At 36.9% G+C, this 18,490-nt stretch carries 19 protein-coding genes, 1 pseudogene and 2 other annotated features; of the genes and pseudogenes, 8 read left to right on the top strand and 12 right to left on the bottom strand.

Going from position 1 to position 18,490, the window contains the following annotated elements:
• Positions 1 to 3 precede the first annotated feature (3 nt).
• Genes trpB through trpE form a run of 6 tightly spaced genes read right to left on the bottom strand, consistent with a single transcriptional unit; the run spans position 4 to position 5,592 of the window.
• On the bottom strand, positions 4 to 1,197 hold the full coding sequence (gene trpB, locus ACIQ7L_RS19885) for a tryptophan synthase subunit beta (RefSeq protein WP_400571147.1): 1,194 nt from the start codon (positions 1,195 to 1,197) through the stop codon (positions 4 to 6).
• A complete protein-coding gene (locus ACIQ7L_RS19880; RefSeq protein WP_400571146.1) occupies positions 1,194 to 1,808 on the bottom strand; it encodes a phosphoribosylanthranilate isomerase in 615 nt (204 codons plus the stop codon). The genes trpB and ACIQ7L_RS19880 overlap by 4 nt, the downstream gene beginning before the upstream one ends.
• Positions 1,805 to 2,566 (bottom strand): indole-3-glycerol phosphate synthase TrpC, encoded by a 762-nt coding sequence (trpC, locus tag ACIQ7L_RS19875; protein WP_400571145.1) that lies wholly within the window; start codon positions 2,564 to 2,566, stop codon positions 1,805 to 1,807. Before trpC ends, ACIQ7L_RS19880 begins: the two co-directional genes overlap by 4 nt.
• Position 2,567: 1 nt before the next feature.
• On the bottom strand, positions 2,568 to 3,593 hold the full coding sequence (gene trpD / locus ACIQ7L_RS19870; RefSeq protein ID WP_400571144.1) for an anthranilate phosphoribosyltransferase: 1,026 nt from the start codon (positions 3,591 to 3,593) through the stop codon (positions 2,568 to 2,570).
• Positions 3,590 to 4,177 (bottom strand): aminodeoxychorismate/anthranilate synthase component II, encoded by a 588-nt coding sequence (locus ACIQ7L_RS19865; protein ID WP_400571143.1) that lies wholly within the window; start codon positions 4,175 to 4,177, stop codon positions 3,590 to 3,592. The genes trpD and ACIQ7L_RS19865 overlap by 4 nt, the downstream gene beginning before the upstream one ends.
• Positions 4,174 to 5,592, bottom strand: coding sequence for an anthranilate synthase component I (gene trpE / locus ACIQ7L_RS19860; RefSeq protein ID WP_400571142.1), 1,419 nt, complete (start codon positions 5,590 to 5,592; stop codon positions 4,174 to 4,176). Before trpE ends, ACIQ7L_RS19865 begins: the two co-directional genes overlap by 4 nt.
• A gap of 51 nt (positions 5,593 to 5,643) precedes the next feature.
• Positions 5,644 to 5,885 (bottom strand) — a binding site (T-box leader).
• A 94-nt stretch (positions 5,886 to 5,979) separates the two neighbouring features.
• Positions 5,980 to 6,218: a binding site (T-box leader), on the bottom strand.
• 306 nt (positions 6,219 to 6,524) lie between these two features.
• On the opposite strand from trpE, the gene putP reads away from it, so the two are divergent.
• Both putP and ACIQ7L_RS19850 read left to right on the top strand, forming a co-directional pair.
• Positions 6,525 to 7,991: a sodium/proline symporter PutP gene (putP, locus tag ACIQ7L_RS19855; protein WP_400571141.1), complete on the top strand. Its 1,467-nt coding sequence runs from the start codon at positions 6,525 to 6,527 to the stop codon at positions 7,989 to 7,991.
• Positions 7,992 to 8,168: 177 nt separating this feature from the next.
• Positions 8,169 to 8,558, top strand: coding sequence for an Ig-like domain-containing protein (locus ACIQ7L_RS19850; RefSeq protein WP_400571181.1), 390 nt, complete (start codon positions 8,169 to 8,171; stop codon positions 8,556 to 8,558).
• A 26-nt stretch (positions 8,559 to 8,584) separates the two neighbouring features.
• Here ACIQ7L_RS19850 and ACIQ7L_RS19845 read toward each other — a convergent pair.
• Positions 8,585 to 8,746: pseudogene (locus tag ACIQ7L_RS19845) on the bottom strand (PH domain-containing protein); the annotation flags it as partial.
• Positions 8,747 to 8,793: 47 nt separating this feature from the next.
• Positions 8,794 to 9,705, bottom strand: coding sequence for a DMT family transporter (locus ACIQ7L_RS19840; RefSeq protein WP_400571140.1), 912 nt, complete (start codon positions 9,703 to 9,705; stop codon positions 8,794 to 8,796).
• A 283-nt stretch (positions 9,706 to 9,988) separates the two neighbouring features.
• Here ACIQ7L_RS19840 and ACIQ7L_RS19835 point away from each other — a divergent pair, with 283 nt between their 5' ends.
• The 5 genes from ACIQ7L_RS19835 to ACIQ7L_RS19815 all read left to right on the top strand — a co-directional run bounded on the left by ACIQ7L_RS19835 (position 9,989) and on the right by ACIQ7L_RS19815 (position 14,553).
• On the top strand, positions 9,989 to 10,720 hold the full coding sequence (locus tag ACIQ7L_RS19835) for an alpha/beta hydrolase (protein ID WP_400571139.1): 732 nt from the start codon (positions 9,989 to 9,991) through the stop codon (positions 10,718 to 10,720).
• 92 nt (positions 10,721 to 10,812) lie between these two features.
• Positions 10,813 to 11,331 carry a YjcG family protein gene (locus ACIQ7L_RS19830; RefSeq protein WP_400571138.1) on the top strand — a complete coding sequence of 173 codons (519 nt, stop codon included), beginning with the start codon at positions 10,813 to 10,815 and terminating at the stop codon, positions 11,329 to 11,331.
• 1 nt (position 11,332) lies between these two features.
• A complete protein-coding gene (locus ACIQ7L_RS19825; protein WP_400571137.1) occupies positions 11,333 to 11,755 on the top strand; it encodes a GNAT family N-acetyltransferase in 423 nt (140 codons plus the stop codon).
• Between the two features lie 100 nt (positions 11,756 to 11,855).
• A complete protein-coding gene (locus tag ACIQ7L_RS19820) occupies positions 11,856 to 13,919 on the top strand; it encodes an ATP-dependent helicase (protein WP_400571136.1) in 2,064 nt (687 codons plus the stop codon).
• Between the two features lie 166 nt (positions 13,920 to 14,085).
• Positions 14,086 to 14,553, top strand: a complete 468-nt coding sequence (locus tag ACIQ7L_RS19815; protein ID WP_400571135.1) for a CotY/CotZ family spore coat protein — start codon at positions 14,086 to 14,088, stop codon at positions 14,551 to 14,553.
• 167 nt (positions 14,554 to 14,720) lie between these two features.
• Here ACIQ7L_RS19815 and ACIQ7L_RS19810 read toward each other — a convergent pair whose 3' ends face one another.
• Positions 14,721 to 15,428: a glycosyltransferase family 2 protein gene (locus ACIQ7L_RS19810; RefSeq protein WP_400571134.1), complete on the bottom strand. Its 708-nt coding sequence runs from the start codon at positions 15,426 to 15,428 to the stop codon at positions 14,721 to 14,723.
• A gap of 136 nt (positions 15,429 to 15,564) precedes the next feature.
• On the opposite strand from ACIQ7L_RS19810, the gene ACIQ7L_RS19805 reads away from it, so the two are divergent.
• Entirely contained in the window at positions 15,565 to 16,182 is a 618-nt protein-coding gene (locus tag ACIQ7L_RS19805) for a polysaccharide deacetylase family protein (RefSeq protein WP_400571133.1), read from the top strand.
• A 249-nt stretch (positions 16,183 to 16,431) separates the two neighbouring features.
• Here the strand turns inward: ACIQ7L_RS19805 and ACIQ7L_RS19800 are convergent, their stop codons facing one another.
• The 3 genes from ACIQ7L_RS19800 to ACIQ7L_RS19790 form a co-directional block, all read right to left on the bottom strand.
• On the bottom strand, positions 16,432 to 17,220 hold the full coding sequence (locus ACIQ7L_RS19800; protein ID WP_400571132.1) for a HipA family kinase: 789 nt from the start codon (positions 17,218 to 17,220) through the stop codon (positions 16,432 to 16,434).
• Positions 17,221 to 17,770: 550 nt separating this feature from the next.
• The gene (locus ACIQ7L_RS19795; RefSeq protein WP_400571131.1) at positions 17,771 to 17,935 is read right to left on the bottom strand and encodes a cytochrome C oxidase subunit III; all 165 of its coding nucleotides are present in this window, start codon (positions 17,933 to 17,935) and stop codon (positions 17,771 to 17,773) included.
• Between the two features lie 76 nt (positions 17,936 to 18,011).
• Complete coding sequence (locus ACIQ7L_RS19790) at positions 18,012 to 18,368, bottom strand: DUF1360 domain-containing protein (RefSeq protein ID WP_400571130.1); 357 nt, start codon at positions 18,366 to 18,368, stop codon at positions 18,012 to 18,014.
• Positions 18,369 to 18,490: the final 122 nt, after the last annotated feature.

Here is an 18,490-nt window from a genome sequence, read left to right as displayed (position 1 = left end):
CATTTACACCTCTTCCATATAACGTTTTATACTTTCGACATCTTTATCCCCGCGGCCTGATAAACAAATGACAAGTCCTTCATCTTGCTTCATTTTCGGTGCTAGTTTAAGAGCATACGCTACAGCATGTGAACTTTCTAACGCTGGAATAATTCCTTCTTTTTTCGTTAATAATTGGAAGGCTTCTAACGCTTCTTCATCTGTTATTGCATGATAAGAAACGCGGCCGATATCTTTTAACAAGCTATGTTCTGGTCCAACCCCTGGATAATCTAATCCTGCGGAAATAGAGTGCGCTTCCTGAATTTGTCCTTCTTCATTTTGTAAAAGATACATCATAGAACCATGTAAGACACCGACGCTTCCTTTCGTTAAAGTCGCTGCATGTTTCTCTGTATGAGTTCCTTTACCCGCTGCTTCTACACCGTAAAGAGCAACTTCTTCATCGTGTACAAATGGGTAAAATATACCCATCGCGTTGCTACCACCGCCGATACAAGCAACAACTGCTTCTGGTAATTTCCCTTCTAATGCTTCATATTGCTTCTTCGTTTCTTTCCCAATTACACTTTGGAAATCACGTACAATTTGCGGAAACGGATGCGGTCCAAGAACAGATCCCATAATATAGTGCGTATCATGCACATGTGCAACCCAGTAACGAAGCGCCTCATTTACCGCATCTTTTAACGTTCCACTACCTGCTGCCACACTTTCCACTTTCGCTCCTAATAGCTCCATTCGAAAAACATTTAACTTTTGACGTTTTACATCTTCTTCTCCCATAAAAATGACGCATTCTAAACCAAGCAAAGCACATACCGTTGCTGTTGCGACTCCGTGCTGCCCAGCTCCCGTTTCAGCGACAACTTTCTTCTTGCCCATTCGAACTGCTAGAAGTGCCTGCCCAATTGTATTGTTAATTTTATGAGCTCCTGTATGGTTCAAATCTTCACGTTTCAAATAAATCTTCGCTCCGCCGCAATACTTCGTCATATTTTCTGCGAAATAAAGTGGTGTTTCTCTTCCGACATACGTTTGTAAATACTGATTTAATTCTTGCTGAAATGCTTCATCTTGCATTGCTTCTTTGTACGCTTCTTCTAGCTCTAAAACAGATTGCATTAACGTTTCGGGAACATAGCGTCCTCCGTATATACCGTAGTGACCTTTTTCATCTGGATATGCGTATTTCATATGGAACACTCCTTCGCTTTTATAATAAATTGTTTAATTTTCTCAATATCTTTCTTTCCTTCCGTTTCCACTCCGCTGCTAACATCGACCATATATGGCCGAACTGTTTGAATTGCTTCTTGTATATTTCCAATGTGCAGTCCGCCAGCTAGTATCGTTTTCTTCTGCAACTCTTTTGGAATATGTTCAAGCAGCTTCCATGAAAATGTTTTTCCATTCCCGCCCCGAAATTTTTCTTTCGGACTGTCAAATAAAACATAATCCGTTTCATAACTTGTCGCTTTTATAATATCTGCCTCTGATCCTACTCCTACAGCTTTTATAGACGGAATATTCAATCTTTTGATATAGTAATCCTCTTCATCCCCATGTAATTGTACATGCGTTAAACCACACTCTGCTGCGATTTTTTGCATACTTTCAACCGATTCATTTACAAAAACACCAATTTTCATTACGTACGCTGGAAGCTCATTAATGATTTGTTTCGCTTGCTCTGGAGCAATTTTCCGTTTACTTTTTGCAAATACAAATCCGATCGCATCCGCACCATAATCACAAGCTACTTTTGCTGTTTCTAGCTCCGTAATACCGCAAATTTTCACTTTCATACTCTCACCTTACACTCCTTAAAAAAGTCACTTATAGAAGCAGTTGTCATAAGCGCTTCTCCAACTAATACTCCTTTCGCACCAGCTTGTTTTACACGAATCATATCTTCTTTTGAGTGAATACCACTTTCACTAATCCAAAGTACGTTTTCTTCATTTAATCGTTTTCCGAGCTTTTCTGTTTGACCTAAATCTACTTCAAACGTTTTTAAATTTCGGTTATTAATGCCAATTACATGCGGATTTAATTCTAGTGCGATTTCTAATTCTCTTTCATCATGAACTTCGACTATTGCTTCTAGCCCCATTTCAATTACGTATTCGTAAAGCTCCCTTAACTTCTCTTTTGACAATGCCGCAACGATAAGTAAAATAAGATCCGCTCCCGCTTCATACGCTCGGTCAATTTGAACTTTATCGATTATAAAATCTTTACATAAAAGCGGAATGTTACTTTGTGCTCTTGCTGTTTCTAAGTCGTGAAAAGACCCTTTGAAAAATTGACCGTCTGTTAAAACGGAAGCAGCTCCAGCCCCGCATTCTTCATACGTTTTCACTTGTTTCGTTACATCAACGTGTAAGTTAATATCCCCTTTAGATGGCGACGCTCTTTTCACTTCTGCAATCACTGTAAATTGCTGCAGCGCCTCTACAAGCGAGTGCACGTTTCGTTTCTCTTTCACCGGTGTATATGTTTCATATAATTCTGCGACTTCTTTTTTCTTCTGCTCTACAATTTTGTCTAAAATTGTTCCCATTTCAATTCACCCTTTCTAACTTTTCATGACTCGCCGCAATTAATAAGTGTAATTTCGTTAATGCTTTCCCTGAGTCAATGCTATGAGCAGCTAATTGAATGCCTTCTCCAATCGTTTCTGCTTTTCCATTTGCAAAAAGCGCAAGACCTGCATTTAATAAAACTGTATCGCGGTATACACTCTTTTCTCCTTTTAATACCTGAAGTGTAATCTTCGCATTTTCTTTCGGATTTCCGCCTCTAATCTCTTCATTTCTCACGCGTGAAAATCCGTACTTTTCTGGAACAATACTCGTTTCTATTATTTCGTTATCTTTTAAAATGACGACGTGGTTTTCTCCTTGCAGGGATGCTTCATCTAAAAAGCCACTTCCATTTACAACGAGCGCTTGTTTTCTACCGAGCTTTTGTAGTACCTCTGCTACAGGTAACAACATATCTCGTTTATATATCCCAACAAACTGCGTTTCTAAATCAATCGGGTTCGTTAACGGACCGATTAAATTAAAGATTGTCGGGACATTTAATTCTTTTCTTATTTTCATAATGCGTCTTAATGCTGGATGCATTGCTGGTGCGAACAAGAAGGCAATGCCAACATTCTCTAATAAATGGTCAATCTCGCTTGGTGTGCAACTAATGTTAACACCGAGTTCCTCTAATAAATCAGCACTTCCTGTTTTACTAGAAACGGCACGGTTCCCATGTTTTGCAACCTTTACATCGGCTCCTGCAAGTACAAATGCCGACGTTGTACTAATATTAAATGTTTGCGCCCCGTCACCGCCTGTTCCGCAATTATCCATCGCTCCTTTTATATGATTGGAAAATGGCAATGCTTTTTCCCGAAGAGCACGGACGAGACCGTATATTTCATCTGCTGTTTCGCCCTTTGCCTTTAACAATGCTAAAAAGGCGGCTATTTCACTCTCTAATATATCTTCACTTAATAACAGTAGACCTGCTGTATACATTTCCTGCTCCGTTAAATTTTGTCCCTCTACTAATTTACGAAGATAATGATTCATACTTTCTCCACCTCTTTCACTTGAGATAAAAATGCACGTATTAACTTCCCGCCTTCTTCTGTTGCAATCGATTCCGGATGAAACTGTAAACCGAAGAGTGGATAATAATTATGGCGAACTGCCATAATTTCTCCGTCATCCATCGCTGTTGCTAATACATCAAAGCATTGCGGCAGGCTATTTTGTGCTGCGACGAGTGAATGATAACGCATGGCCGTCAGCGGCTGGGTAACATATGAAAAGATTGATGTCCCATTATGTTTCACACGTGATGTTTTCCCGTGTTTAATGCGATCCGCTCTTACAATTTCTCCTCCAAATGCCGAAATAATAGCTTGATGTCCAAGGCATATACCAAGAATCGGGATTTCTTTATAAAAATGCTGAATCATCTCAATGCAAATCCCTGCATCCTCTGGTTTTCCAGGTCCTGGAGAAAGAATAATCGCTCTTGGTTTCATCTCTTGAAGGTCTTGAATCGTTACTTTATCATTACGCAGAACTACAATCTCTTCTACATATTCTCCTAACAGTTGATACAAGTTATAGGTGAATGAATCATAATTATCAATGAGTACGATCATTTCATAACCTCCAGTAGTGCTTTCGCTTTATTTAACGTTTCCTCATATTCAGCTATTGGATTTGAATCATAAACGATACCAGCTCCTGCTTGAACGTATGCTTTTTCGTCCTTCACAACCATTGTTCTAATCGCAAGTGCCATATCAAGATTTCCTGAAAAGGCAATATATCCGACAGCTCCAGCGTATATATTTCTTTTTTCTCCTTCTAATTTATTTATAATTTCCATTGCTTTAATTTTTGGTGCTCCAGACACTGTCCCAGCCGGTAAACAATAAGCTAAGGCATTAAAACCATTCGTTTGTTTTCGCAATGTTCCGGAAACTTCAGATACAATGTGCATAACATGAGAGTATTTCTCTACTTTCATATATTTATCTAGCGTAACAGAGCCGATTTCACTCACTCTTCCGATATCATTTCTGCCTAAGTCCACAAGCATTATATGTTCTGCCCGCTCTTTCTCATTTCCTAATAATTCTTTCGCGATTTCCTCATCCTCCTGTCTTGTTTTCCCTCGTGGTCTCGTACCTGCAATTGGATTTGTCATCACCTTATCGTCTCTTACTGAAAGCAAGCTTTCTGGTGAAGAACCGAGTACGACATAATCTTGAAAATCGATATAAAACATATATGGGGACGGGTTCGCAATCCGAAGTTTACGATAGAGCGCGAATGGATCCCCTTTACATTCACTTTGCAAACGCTGGGATAATACGACTTGAAAAATATCTCCAGCACGAATGTATTCTTTCGCCGTTTCTACCATTTCGCAAAATTCTTTTTCTGTTACTGAAGAAGTAAATGATAAAGATGATATTGCCTCGTTTCCTTGCTCTTCTTCTCCGTTCAGTACTGTCATTTTATATACTTGTAATCTTTCGTACACCTCTTCATAAGAAGATAAATCTTCTTCCTTGTATACATATACAAACGATAATTTTTGGCGTAAATGATCGTACACGATAAACTCGCGGTACAGTAATACATGAACTTCTGGAATGTTTACTGAGTCAACTAATTCCTCTCCAATATTTTCATACTGCCGAATGACATCATAGCCAATATATCCGACAGCTCCTCCGCAAAATGGAAATGGACTTTCTACTTGCGATGGCGCGAGCACTTCTTCCAATACTGGTAATACATTTTTTTGCAGTTTCTTAGTTTGACCATGTATCGTTCGTTCTACTTCCGTGCCAACACTTTTCACTTCTCCATAAGGGTTACAACCTAAGTAAGAATAACGCCCCTTATCTTGATGAAGCTGCGAGCTTTCCAGTAAAAACTTCTTATTTCCTTTCATACGTCTATATAAAGAAATCGGCGTGACACTATCTCCTTCTTCTTCATCGATTACTAAAAATGTTTTTCCTTGTCTCTTTTGCGTCATAAATTCTTCTTTCGTTATCATGTCTTTCACCTCGCTCTGAAAAATAAAAAAGTCCCCTACATATCGAAATATGTAGAGGACGATAAATTTACCGTGGTACCACCTCATGTTGGATGCAAAAGCATCCCGCTTTATTCAGGTACAAAATATATACCCTATCCTTGTAACGGCGGAACCCGGGTTGCCTACTTATCTCTGTTCAGCATACCTCTCGTAAGTCCATTCCGCATACGGCACCGCACCGGGCTCCCACCTATCCCCGGCTCTCTGGAACGTCTCCAATATACGTACTCTTCTTACTTAAACGATTTAACTTATTTATTTTTATACAGGATATTCAAAAAGTCCGGTAAATTATCCTCCTTTTTGAATAAGCATTTATACACAAAAAGGGAGTACTCATCCTATAAAAAGGACGGGTACTCCCGTGGTGCCACCTTCATTCGTTACAAATGTAACGCACTTTACCGTATCAAAAGTTAATACGCGTCTCTTGTATCGATGAGATCATGTCGCCAAAGCCTACTTCTTTCGGTTCGGTTTGGAAGCTCCGAAGGCCATTCCATATTAATTCCATACTGATTCGCACCAACCATCAGCTCTCTGACATGTTCATAATATGTACTCTTCTTCATCAACGCTTGCATTTTTTTAAGTTGCACTCATTATAGTCTTCACTTTTTTCATAAGTCAATACTTTTTTTAAAATTTTTATTTTTTCTTCATTCAATATTATATTGACAAAACAACCTATTTTTATGTAAATATAATAAATACTCTATTAAAATTAAGGTTTTTTGTCAGAAAATTATATATTCTAAAAATAAATCATTGTCAAAAAACGCTTACATTTCAGAAAATTCGTATTTGTGTATGGATTTCCTGGAATAATCATGATAGATTATAAATATGCAAATTTCATCAAAAGACATTACAAACGGAAGGAGAACTACATGAGTACACAGATGTTAACTTTAACTTCTATCTCTATTTACATGCTCGGGATGTTAGTTATCGGCTATTTCGCCTATAAACGAACATCCAACTTAACTGATTATATGCTTGGCGGGCGTACACTAGGCCCCGCAGTAACAGCATTAAGTGCTGGAGCATCCGATATGAGCGGTTGGCTTTTAATGGGCTTACCCGGTGCAATGTTTAGCGTTGGATTAAGCAGCAGTTGGATTGCGATTGGCCTAACACTTGGCGCATACGCAAACTGGCTCTATGTCGCTCCTCGCTTACGTACCTACTCTGAACTTGCAAACAATTCCATTACTATTCCAGAATTTTTAGAACATCGTTTCCATGACAAATCTCATATGTTACGCCTAGTATCTGGACTTGTTATTATGATCTTTTTTACTTTTTATGTAGCTTCAGGATTAGTTTCAGGCGCTGTATTATTCGAAAATTCATTTGGCCTGAATTATCATGTTGGATTATTCATTGTAGCAGGCGTTGTTGTAGCTTACACACTATTTGGTGGTTTCTTAGCTGTAAGTTGGACAGATTTCGTGCAAGGAATCATTATGGTAGTCGCTCTTATTCTTGTTCCAGTCGTAACAATTATGAATGTAAATGGACTTGGTCCAGCATTCAGTACAATTCGATCTATTGATCCAGCATTATTAGATATTTTTAGAGGCACTTCTGTATTAGGCATTATTTCATTATTCGCATGGGGCCTTGGTTATGTTGGACAACCTCATATTATCGTACGCTTTATGGCGATTTCTTCTGTAAAAGAAATTAAAGCCGCACGCCGAATTGGTATGAGCTGGATGATTTTCTCTGTTGTAGGAGCTATGTTTACTGGTCTTATCGGTATTGCTTACTATTCAAAAGAAGGATTAAAACTATCAAATCCTGAAACGATTTTCCTTGAACTAGGAAAGATTTTATTCCATCCACTGATTACTGGATTTTTATTAGCAGCTATTTTAGCAGCTATTATGAGTACAATCTCATCTCAGCTTCTTGTTACTTCAAGTGCGGTAACAGAAGACTTATATAGAACATTCTTTAAACGTTCTGCTTCTGATCGCGAGCTTGTATTTGTCGGCCGTATGGCTGTTCTTGTGATTGCCCTTATTGGGTGCGGGTTAGCATTTAAACAAAACGATACAATCTTAGCACTTGTTGGGTATGCTTGGGCTGGTTTCGGTTCTTCATTTGGACCTGTCGTTTTACTAAGCTTATATTGGAAACGTATGACAAAATGGGGTGCACTAGCTGGTATGATTGCTGGAGCTACTACTGTTATTACGTGGACACAATTTAAGTTTTTAAAAGACTTTTTATACGAAATGATTCCAGGATTTGCTGCAAGTTTACTTGCAATTATTATCGTTAGTTTACTAACAAAACCTTCAAAAGAAGTTGAAAAACAGTTTGAAGAGTTTGAGAAAACCGCATAAATTTAAAATGAGAACCTCCGCTTTTATGATAAAAGTGGAGGTTCCTTTCTTTCAATCATTGTTCGACAATTTTCTCCTTGAAATTAACAATTTCTTTATGTTTCGTTAAATTTACTATAACACTATTCAGTTATAGTATTAGTATCGACTCTTATACAGAAAGGAGACTCCAGAATGATGGCATCACTACGACACCAAAATATGAAACGTTTTTCATCTATCACAAATACTTCTTGTCTTAACATACAATCAAATTCACCTCAAATTTCACTTGCTCCTTCTGTTGTATCTGTAATCGGTGTTCACATGCAAAAAAATAAATTAAAAATAAAAGCGGGACAAAGTGCAGAATTATCCGCTTTTGTCCTCCCTGTACATGCAACAAATCAAGAGCTTATATGGACAAACATGAATCCTGACATCATAACGATTCATACACAGCAAAATAAAACAATCATTACAGGAAAAAACGCAGGACGAGCGATCGTAATTGTAACAACTGCCGACGGAAAATTTCGCGATTTATGTGTCGTTCATGTGCATCCCTATATCACGAATCCAAAATAAAAAGAGTGGTTGAATGACCACTCTTTTTATTTTGTTATGCTTTTCTCTATTTCTATTTGAGGGTTCATGCTTTTTAACAAAGACATGAATTGTCGCTTATTTTTTGGTGAAACGAGCTCCGTTTCAAAATCTGATCCGTAAAGAATTTCAAGTCTATCAAACGATAGTGCGGGAGCTGCTAATGGATTTATATGAAAAAAAGCTGTTGGTATTTTCCCAACAGCTTTCTAATAGTCTACAAATCTTGTGTATATACCGCACCATTCACCGGCTCTTTTGATATGCCTCTTTGTTGTTGCAGTAAGAAAATAGATACACCACATAATACAAGAACGCTCCCAATCACTTGCATACTATTTAACTTCTCACCAAGTAAGAAAAAGGCAAGTATGGACGCGCCAACAGGTTCTCCTAAAATACTCATTGAGATCGTTGTCGCATTCACATAATTTAACAGCCAGTTATTAATCATATGTGAAGCTGTTGGTACAATCGCAAGCAAAATAAAAATCCACCAGTCCCATGTAGAATATCCTGTAAACGGTACACTCATTACTACGTTATAAATTGCTATAAATATACCTGCAAATGCAAAAACAGTGAAACTATAAATCCAATGGGAAACTTTCTTAACCGTTGTTTGCCCGATAAATAAATAGCCAACAACTGCAATGACACTTAAAAAGGATAGAATATCTCCAATGATTGCTTGTTCACTTAATCCTAAATCTCCCCAGCCGATACACATCACGCCAAGAATAGCAATTCCCATTGTGACAACTGCCGAATACGTAGTTCTTTCTTTAAACAGAAAAAAGCCTCCAATTAAAGATATAATTGGCTGGAGTGCTAAAATAATTGTTGAACTTGCAACAGTTGTAAATTTTAAAGATGCAAACCATAAAAGAAAATGCAGTGCTAAAAAGAATCCTGATCCGATTAAAAAAATCCAATCTCGCTTTTGAATTCTGCGAAATTCTTCCCGTTTCCTCCAAACAATTGGCAGCATAAGCACGACAATAATCCATAATCGATACATACTTAAAATTGAAGATGGCGCTGAGGACATCTTTACGAAAACAGCTGCAAATGAAATAGCTATAATGGAAACTGCTAACGGTAGTGCAATTGCTTTTTCTTGCTTCAAATTTAATTCGCCCCTCTCCCCTGTGAAAAATCCCACTTCATTATAGCTTTTTTCTTTCTGAACATAAAGGGAATTTTCCATCAGTAACGGAGCTTTATTCCCCGCCTACCTTCCTCGCTTTTCTCTGAATCTTGAGATGGAAGTATTACTGCCCGCACATAACAAGATAAATACTAATTTTTTAGATTCTTCTTACCATTATGGTAAAATATAAAATGAGAAGCACAGCCGTGCTACCCTCACAGAACAGTTACAGCATATTTTTTATTTAGGGGGATCATACATGAATCAAGCAATCGGGAGAATCGAAGAAATTTCATTTTTCAGTACATCACTTCAAGAAGAGCTTACACTTCTCGTTTATTTACCAGCCAATTATACGCCATTACACAAACATACAGTTGTAATTGCACAAGATGGTAGAGATTATTTTCAACTTGGTAAAGCACACCGCGTAATTGAGCGTCTTCGCGAAAATGAAGAAATCGACCGAACAATTATTGTCGGTATTCCATATAAAAATGTACACGATCGTAGAGAAAAATATTTTCCAAACGACGTAAAGAATGCGGCATATATTCGTTTTCTCGCTCATGAACTTGTTCCATATATTGATGAAAATTATCCAACCTATCAAATGGGAAAAGGTCGCGTATTAATCGGTGATTCTCTTGGCGGTACAGTATCTTTTATGACGGCGCTTAAATATCCACATACATTTGGTAAAGTCGTTATGCAATCGCCATTTGTCGATGAAACAGTGCTTCGCCTTACAAAAGACTTTACAGAGCCGCAAGCATTGGACATTTATCATGTAATTGGTACAGAAGAAACAAATGTGAAGCGAACAGATGGACAAACTTCTGATTTCGTTGGCCCGAACCGTGAACTGCATGCACTTCTTACAGAAAAGCATTTCACAACACATTACGAGGAATTCGAAGGAAATCATACTTGGAAATATTGGCAAGCAGATTTACCAAAGGCATTCTCTCATATTCTATCAATGAAATAAAAGAAAGCAGTATTCAGAATTATTTGATATAATATAAAAAGAGATTTGTTTTCTCAAAATCTAACTAGACTTACAAAGGGAGGAATTAAAAAATGAAACTAGGCATTGTAATTTTCCCATCAAAAATGATCCAAGATAAAGCGAACGGACTGCGTAAGCGTTATGATCCGCATTATGCATTGGTTCCGCCACATATCACACTAAAAGCACCCTTTGAGGCACCAGATGAAAAATTAGAAACGATTGTCCAGGAACTACACACAATCGCAAACAAAACAAATCCGTTCACCCTTCATGTTGGAAAGGTGAACTCATTCGCACCTGTTAATAATGTTATTTATTTTAAAGTAGAAAAAACACCTGAACTCACATTCTTAAATGAAAAAATGCATAATGGATTCTTCAGCCAAGAACGCGAGTACGCATTCGTACCACATTTAACAATCGGGCAAAATTTATCAGACGCAGAGCATGCTGATGTATTAGGTCGCTTGCGTATGAAGGACTTTTATTACGAACAACCAATCGATCGTTTCCATCTTCTCTACCAATTAGAAAATGAAACGTGGACTGTACACGAAACATTTCATCTTGGAAAGGAGAACAAGTAATTTGCAAGCACAAATCGTACAAACAGACCAGCAGCTAAGAGATGCATTCTCTGTACGTAAACAAGTCTTTGTTGAAGAGCAACGTGTATCTGCTGAAGAAGAATATGATCAATTTGAAGAAATCGCTAAACACATTGTTGTATATGATGATAATATTCCAGTCGGAGCAGGCCGCCTCCGCACGGTTGATGGCATTGGGAAAGTAGAACGTATATGCGTTCTCGCTTCCCATCGCAAAAAAGGAATTGGAAAAATCATTATGGACGCGCTCGAAGCATATGCGATGGAAGAGTCGCTGCCAAAATTGAAACTCCATGCCCAAACACAGGCAGAATCCTTCTATAAGAAACTCGGATATCAAACTGTTTCTGATGTATTTATAGAAGCTGATATACCACATGTTGTGATGATAAAAGAGTTGTGATTTTCTAAACAGGAGGTAACCCCTCCTGTTTTTTACATTGCTATTTTCTTTTTCTTCCGCTAAAGTTAAAAGTTGATGCTATAAATTTGAAGGTGAATGTATGACTCAAGAAAAATTTTCACAAAAATCATTAACACACGCTGGCATTCCGCAAGCGACATACCATATTCCAAAAACATCTTCCCATTTAATTGTGGAGAAGGATGCAGATGCCACTTATTTCCGTGCTTTGGAACAACAAGGCGTTTATTTAAATGAAAAACAATTAGAAGCGGTACGAACGACAGAAGGCCCTGTTCTTACATTGGCCGGAGCCGGGAGCGGGAAAACATCTGTTTTAACTACCCGCGTTGGCTATTTAATCAACGTAAAAAATGTGCATCCGCGCAATATTTTACTACTGACGTTTACACAAAAAGCTGCTGAAGAAATCAGAATCCGCTTGGCAAGCTTACCTGGTATGAATCGTACTGCAAGCCAGTATGTTGTCGCAGGTACATTTCATTCCGTCTTTTTAAAATTACTTCGTAGTCAAGGATATAATCAGCAAATTTTAGCGAATGAAAAACATAAACAAATTATGATTAAGAAAATTTTGAAAGAATTGCGTTTAAAAGATGATTATGACGCTGAAACAATGCTCGCAATGATTTCACTTGAAAAAAACAAATTAAATCGCCCAAAAGATGTACAAGCTAAAACACCTGTTGAACAGGAATTTCGTGAAGTATATGAGCGCTATGAAGATGTGAAACAACGATACGGCTACATAGATTTTGACGATATCTTGCTAGAAACATTCTATATGCTTGAAAATAACGCTCCGTTGTTAACGCAATTACAAGAACGCTTCCACTATATTGAGGTGGATGAATTCCAAGATACCTCTTATGCACAATATGAAATTGTAAAGCTGTTAGCTTCGCCGCGAAATAATTTATTTATCGCGGGTGACGATGATCAGGCGATCTACGGCTGGCGCGGCGCAAGCCATCAAATTATCTTATCATTTCCGAAAGAATTTGATGATACAAGCATCATTGCTCTTAATACAAATTATCGTTCCAATCCATTTATCGTAGGACTTGGAAATGAAGTAATTAAACTCAATCAAGAACGTTTTAAAAAAGAATTGTATTCTGTTCATGAAGAAGGGATACAACCATTTTACGCACGTCCTGCAACCACTCTTGATGAAGCAAATCAAATTCTACAACTCATTCAGGATAAAGTGGCGAGCGGTGAGCGCGCATACAAAGACTTTTGTTTGCTATATCGTACACACTCCGTAAGTCGTTCTTTACTCGATCAGCTTACGATTCATAAAATTCCGTTTATAAAACACGGTGCGAGCCAATCGTTCTATGAACATTCTTTAATTAAACCCGTATTAGATCATCTGCGCCTAGCATACGAACCGTTTCGAATCGAATCACTCTCAAACATATTGCCAACGATGTATATCGGCCGTGATGAATGTATTTCATTTATTGAACGTGAACAGTGGAAATATGGCGAAGGAAGATTCCCTTCCCTTCTCCATTTCCTATTGCTCAACCCAAATTTAAAACCATTTCAAGTCAAGAAAATAAACGACCGGATTGATTTTATTAAATTTATAAAAGAATTGGAACCAAAAAAAGCACTAAAAGAAATTATCAAGGGTAAAGGTAAATATTTAGAGTACTTACAAAGCAATGACCGCTCTTCCTTTACAATGCATAAAGACATACAAGAAGAGATGCTAGAAGAACTGATGGAATCAGCAAATCGTTTTACTGATATCCCTGCTTATTTAGAATTTATTAATACGGCTATTCAAAGTCAAAAAGAAATGGAAGCATTAAAAACAATGCAACAGAAAGATGCCGTATCCCTGATGTCCATTCATAATGCAAAGGGTCTTGAGTTCCCGTGCGTCTTTTTACTTGGCGCAAGTGATGGTATACTGCCCCACTCATCATCTTTAAAAGATGCAAATGACCGCGTCACGGATACTTCGGAAGCGTTAGAAGAAGAAAGAAGGCTACTCTACGTCGCTATCACACGTGCAAAAGAAGAACTTTATATTTCCTCTCCGCAATTTTTTAGAGGAAAAAAATTAGATATATCTCGTTTTTTATATATCACGCGAAAAGATGTACCGAAAACGTCAGCACCTTAACATGTGGTGCTGATCTTTTTTTATATCTTTCTCAAACAATATCCAGCTTATTGTCTAGCGCTATTCGTAAAAAATCCCCATTAGAATTCGGCTTTGTCTCCCGTAATATCGCCCATTCTCGACTCATAATCTAATAGTATAGACTTGAGGATACGGGGTGATCAATATGAGCTGCAATTGCAACGACGAAAACGACATATCCTTTGATGCAAGCTGTGTATGTAACGTTGTTCTATTCATACATGAATTACAAGAATGTGCATCTACTACTTACTCTACGAGTTATGAAATTCCCTTTCTTGCTTCGCATTATAAAACTGACATGCCCAATACACGCCCATTTATTTTATTTACACAATCTGGAAATCTATTTGAAGCATACGTCCCTTCTGCAAATAAAAATTGCCGCTCTCCTATTTTCCGTGTAGAAAGTGTCGATAAAGATTGTTGTGCAGTATTACGTGCATTAATCGTTATCGTGGGGAAAGAACCTGACACGAGCCCAAACCCTGTCTGTACTTATTTATCTGTTCCGCATGCTAAATTGTGTGCAACCCCTTCTTTTATCACTGTTGATTTAAATTGTTTCTGTGGTATTCAGTGTTTACGTGATGCAGCTGTTGCAAACTGCTAAAGTTCGATAGTTACTGGACTATGATGAAAAGGAGACTCTGCCTGAATCGAAACTTCTGTTGCTGTTTGAAACTAGAAAATCACCTCGATTTATTTTTGTTGTTCCATAAATAAACCCCCTAACCGTGACAATTTTCACCTCTTTGAATATCGTATTGAGTGGAAACCTTATTTTTTATCCCATACACGAGAGGCTATCACCTTATAGTCATTAGTTGATCTTATATTGCTGCAATACTTTAAAATTTCATCATATTTTTGTTTCCAAGTATGATGTCTCGGATTATCTCTCCGTATATAGACAAAGTTGCTTCTGTCGGTAACATATACTTTGATTCCGTGCTTACGACAATCCCTAGTAAAGATATCATCCTCGTCGCAATTTTTGTTTGCAAATTGCACCTTGCTGAATACATCCTTTTTGCAAACAATCGTCGCGCCTTTTAAGTTCATATTTTTCGGCAAGTAGTTATTTTCATAATTCGGCATATGAACGGCAAGTAACTTTCTATCTTCAAAATATAAATAAGTCGTTATCTTACCAACAACACTTACCCTTTTTTCCTTTAAAGCAGTCATTGCTTGTGTGAGATATTTTGGAGCATAATAATCATCGTCATCAAATTTAGCAATGTGGTCATGTTGTGATTTTTCAATTCCAAAATTCAAGCAATACCCTAATGAAATCGACTCTGATAACTGATAAACCGAGACATTATGAAACAAACGGGCTTTTTCTTCCCATTTTTCAATACTCATTGAATCGTTATTCAAAATAATAATTAATTCTTTTTCTTCCCATTCTTGTCTTTGGTAATTTTCAAACACATTGTCAATGTAAGCTTCTCTTTTCGTACAAATGATAATAGATACCACAAAAAAGTCCCCTTTCAAGATACGTGCTTTCAAGGCACAATTTAATAGTTTAATGTAGTTTATGAAGTATCGTTTAAAATGCGCTAATACGTATGTCCAGATGGAAGCATAAAACTTAAGATAAAGGATGTTGCTAATGGCTATTACTGAACCAAGGTTCGTTTCACTTACCTTTGATGACGGACCCTCACCGTATACAACCCAAATCCTTGATATTTTAGGTACCTATAATATTAAAGCGACATTTTTTGTGGTGGGTAAAGCTGTAAAGATGTATCCCGAAATCGTTACACGCATAAAAAAAGAGAACCATGTAATAGGAAATCATACATGGAATCATCCTTCAATCACTAATATCACGTCACTTGAAATAACGAACCAAATATTAAAAACTAACTCGGCCATAAAAAAATTAATTGATGAGGAACCAACGATATTTCGTCCTCCATATGGCAAAATCAATAACACTTCCTATCATGCCATTCATAACCTCGGACTGACATCTGTATTATGGAATGTCGATAGCTTGGACTGGTCCATAAAAAAGAAGAATTTGCTTGAAAAGCGCATCCGAACACGTACAAAATCCGATAGCATTATTCTTTTACACGATGGTGATCAATTCGGAAGCGGTCCTAGAGATGTTACTGTTAAATCCTTACCAGGAATTATTGAGTATTTAATACATTCGGGTTTCAAATTTATTACTATTCCTGAATTTCATAATCAGTGTTTTATAAAAGAAAAATGGTAAAATAAAAAGCTACGAAAAAATAATGATAGTCAAGCAAATATGCCTTGACTATCATTATTTTTTTCGAGTAATCATAAGTTGTTTGATACGTATATTAAGGATAGTTCGAGTGAGGAAAAATCAAAATTACGATGAATGAAATGGAGAAATTTCTGTTAATGGTGTGAATAACCCTATAGAATTATTAGTTCAGAGGTATTCAAGGAATTATATAATTGACAAGTTTCTGTAAAGGCAGCATGAAAAAAATCAAGATTGAACATAGCGACTTATTATTTTTACAATACGAGGCAGCATCTGCTTCGCTTCTACAATATCGATGTAAAAATCCTTTTTTTCAATACTAGGGATTTTCCAGTCTTCTGGGATAGAGGAAATGAATTCCCAGATTAACCTTTCCTTTACATTCATTATTTTTTTAAGAAAGTCTGTAAGTTCTCTTTTATCATCCAACATGGATAGACACCATTTATGTACATTAGAAAGCCTAAGCTGACTAGGATCAACTATCAATTTCACTAACTCTTCTTTACTTGGATAGCAATTTCCATGATCTATGATATGGATGAAGTAATCAGACTGTCCAATCGGTTTCAGTAAAATATTACTTGGATCACGGTCTCGATTTCTAAGCCAAAAATCAAATACGATAATACCTGCTAGTATATCTCGATTTTTCAGCTGATTCTTCTCAGGATTAAACCATAGACCCGTACAATTTTCTAAATATAGACTTGCAAACTGATTACCATGTTTAAATTTATATCTATTCAATTTATTTTTCAAAATGAATTCTTCTGGTATAGAAGCAATCTTAAAATCTACTGTTGGAAGACCGAGATGTTTTGCCAACATGGTACCAACAAATTCTCTCATTAACATTCGGTTCCCTTGTGGATTATTTTTAAATTTCACTAAATATTTTTTATTATCATTACATAATATAATTTGAGGATGCGATTGGGCAATCACGGATTCTCCTTTTTTATTAACCGTACCCACGTACTCGATTGGATAAATTTTAGATATCTTTTGCATTGAATACCTCCTAAAAATTGTCTTTTCACATTATATTCAGCATTAACTCTTCCTAATTAACATGTTTTTACTCTTTTTGGTAAACAGATAATCCTGTTGGAATATATGGTCTTTGACACAATGAAGTTCATCATAACGGTCCGTAGTATCGTAGATTGTGACGGGATATTCAAAATTTCTTCTCGTAAGTTGATATGTATTTAAATAAGTACAAATTGAAAAATCGACATAAAACCTTTCTTTTTGGGTGGGAGAGAGCATCTGGCCATGCATAGAAGCGGTCAGAGCCTTTTTCTACTCCGCGCCATGTGAAAACAAAGAGAGCAAATAAGTAGCGGTCACTTTTTGTTCTTCATAGCAGTGACTTATATGCTGGAAAATCAAAATGGATATATAGATCATTTAGATTAAATTACTGCGACACTCCTGAATAACAATAACGTTGTTAAAATTTTCTCTGAAGGTGCTATTTTGAATATCAATAAATGAAAATAAATTGACTCTAACGTAGCGTGATAGGTAAAAAAACACCCACGAACATGAGTGTTTTTTAACCTTGGTTTTGTTGATCAGAAGTGTTCTTTTTCTTGCCACAATTACAACCCTTTTTCTTTACAAAGCCTTGCTGCTGGAGTTGCTGCATTTGTTGCTGGTGTTGCGCTTGATACGCTGGGTGAATCGTATAATATGGATTTGGTTGCGGATCATTTCTCATAGTAAACGTCTCCTCTGCAGTATAATTCTATCAATTTACTATATGAACAACCTTTCCGCTCTGTTCCCCCATTTTCCTATTCAATAAATCGACTAATTATCGTTTCTATAATAGCTGCAGCGCCTGCAATGGCTAACAATAATATAAGCGGTTCTGCCACTTTCGGAACAAAATCATACAACAAAAGTAAAAATGCACTCACCCACACTCCCGTACACCAATAACAGCTTAACAATTCACCAATCCACTTTTGAATCCCTTTCCCTTTTATTTTCGTATAAATGGATACTGTGCCATCCGGCTCATTTATTTGCACTTCTTCAATAAATGGCCTACGCAAAAATGATGTAATTTTATCATAAACAATAAGGCGTGTTAAACGAAACGCAGCGCAAGAAAATATAGCAAATAATAACCAACTATCCAATAACAAATTCCCCCATCTCCCCTCAAAATAACTCATGCCTATTTCCAAAAAGACAAGCTTAGGGTAGTAACCAATTCACACCAGTTTCAATATTCTATTAATGTAAAAGAAAACTCAACGATAAGGAG

The organism is Bacillus sp. NPDC094106, assembly GCF_044764345.1.
Taxonomy (GTDB): domain Bacteria; phylum Bacillota; class Bacilli; order Bacillales; family Bacillaceae_G; genus Bacillus_A.
The sequence above is the reverse complement of the archived record's forward strand: the minus strand, read 5'-3'. Positions and strand labels throughout refer to the sequence as shown.

What these genes read in the sequence shown, in the direction of transcription:
- trpB (WP_400571147.1), bottom strand. Translation starts at nt 1,197, where the DNA reads ATGAAATACGCATATCCAGATGAAAAAGGTCACTACGGTATATACGGA.
- ACIQ7L_RS19880 (WP_400571146.1), bottom strand. Translation starts at nt 1,808, where the DNA reads ATGAAAGTGAAAATTTGCGGTATTACGGAGCTAGAAACAGCAAAAGTA.
- trpC (WP_400571145.1), bottom strand. Translation starts at nt 2,566, where the DNA reads ATGGGAACAATTTTAGACAAAATTGTAGAGCAGAAGAAAAAAGAAGTC.
- trpD (WP_400571144.1), bottom strand. Translation starts at nt 3,593, where the DNA reads ATGAATCATTATCTTCGTAAATTAGTAGAGGGACAAAATTTAACGGAG.
- ACIQ7L_RS19865 (WP_400571143.1), bottom strand. Translation starts at nt 4,177, where the DNA reads ATGATCGTACTCATTGATAATTATGATTCATTCACCTATAACTTGTAT.
- trpE (WP_400571142.1), bottom strand. Translation starts at nt 5,592, where the DNA reads ATGATAACGAAAGAAGAATTTATGACGCAAAAGAGACAAGGAAAAACA.
- putP (WP_400571141.1), top strand. Translation starts at nt 6,525, where the DNA reads ATGAGTACACAGATGTTAACTTTAACTTCTATCTCTATTTACATGCTC.
- ACIQ7L_RS19850 (WP_400571181.1), top strand. Translation starts at nt 8,169, where the DNA reads ATGGCATCACTACGACACCAAAATATGAAACGTTTTTCATCTATCACA.
- ACIQ7L_RS19835 (WP_400571139.1), top strand. Translation starts at nt 9,989, where the DNA reads ATGAATCAAGCAATCGGGAGAATCGAAGAAATTTCATTTTTCAGTACA.
- ACIQ7L_RS19830 (WP_400571138.1), top strand. Translation starts at nt 10,813, where the DNA reads ATGAAACTAGGCATTGTAATTTTCCCATCAAAAATGATCCAAGATAAA.
- ACIQ7L_RS19820 (WP_400571136.1), top strand. Translation starts at nt 11,856, where the DNA reads ATGACTCAAGAAAAATTTTCACAAAAATCATTAACACACGCTGGCATT.
- ACIQ7L_RS19815 (WP_400571135.1), top strand. Translation starts at nt 14,086, where the DNA reads ATGAGCTGCAATTGCAACGACGAAAACGACATATCCTTTGATGCAAGC.
- ACIQ7L_RS19805 (WP_400571133.1), top strand. Translation starts at nt 15,565, where the DNA reads ATGGCTATTACTGAACCAAGGTTCGTTTCACTTACCTTTGATGACGGA.
- ACIQ7L_RS19800 (WP_400571132.1), bottom strand. Translation starts at nt 17,220, where the DNA reads ATGCAAAAGATATCTAAAATTTATCCAATCGAGTACGTGGGTACGGTT.
- ACIQ7L_RS19795 (WP_400571131.1), bottom strand. Translation starts at nt 17,935, where the DNA reads ATGAGAAATGATCCGCAACCAAATCCATATTATACGATTCACCCAGCG.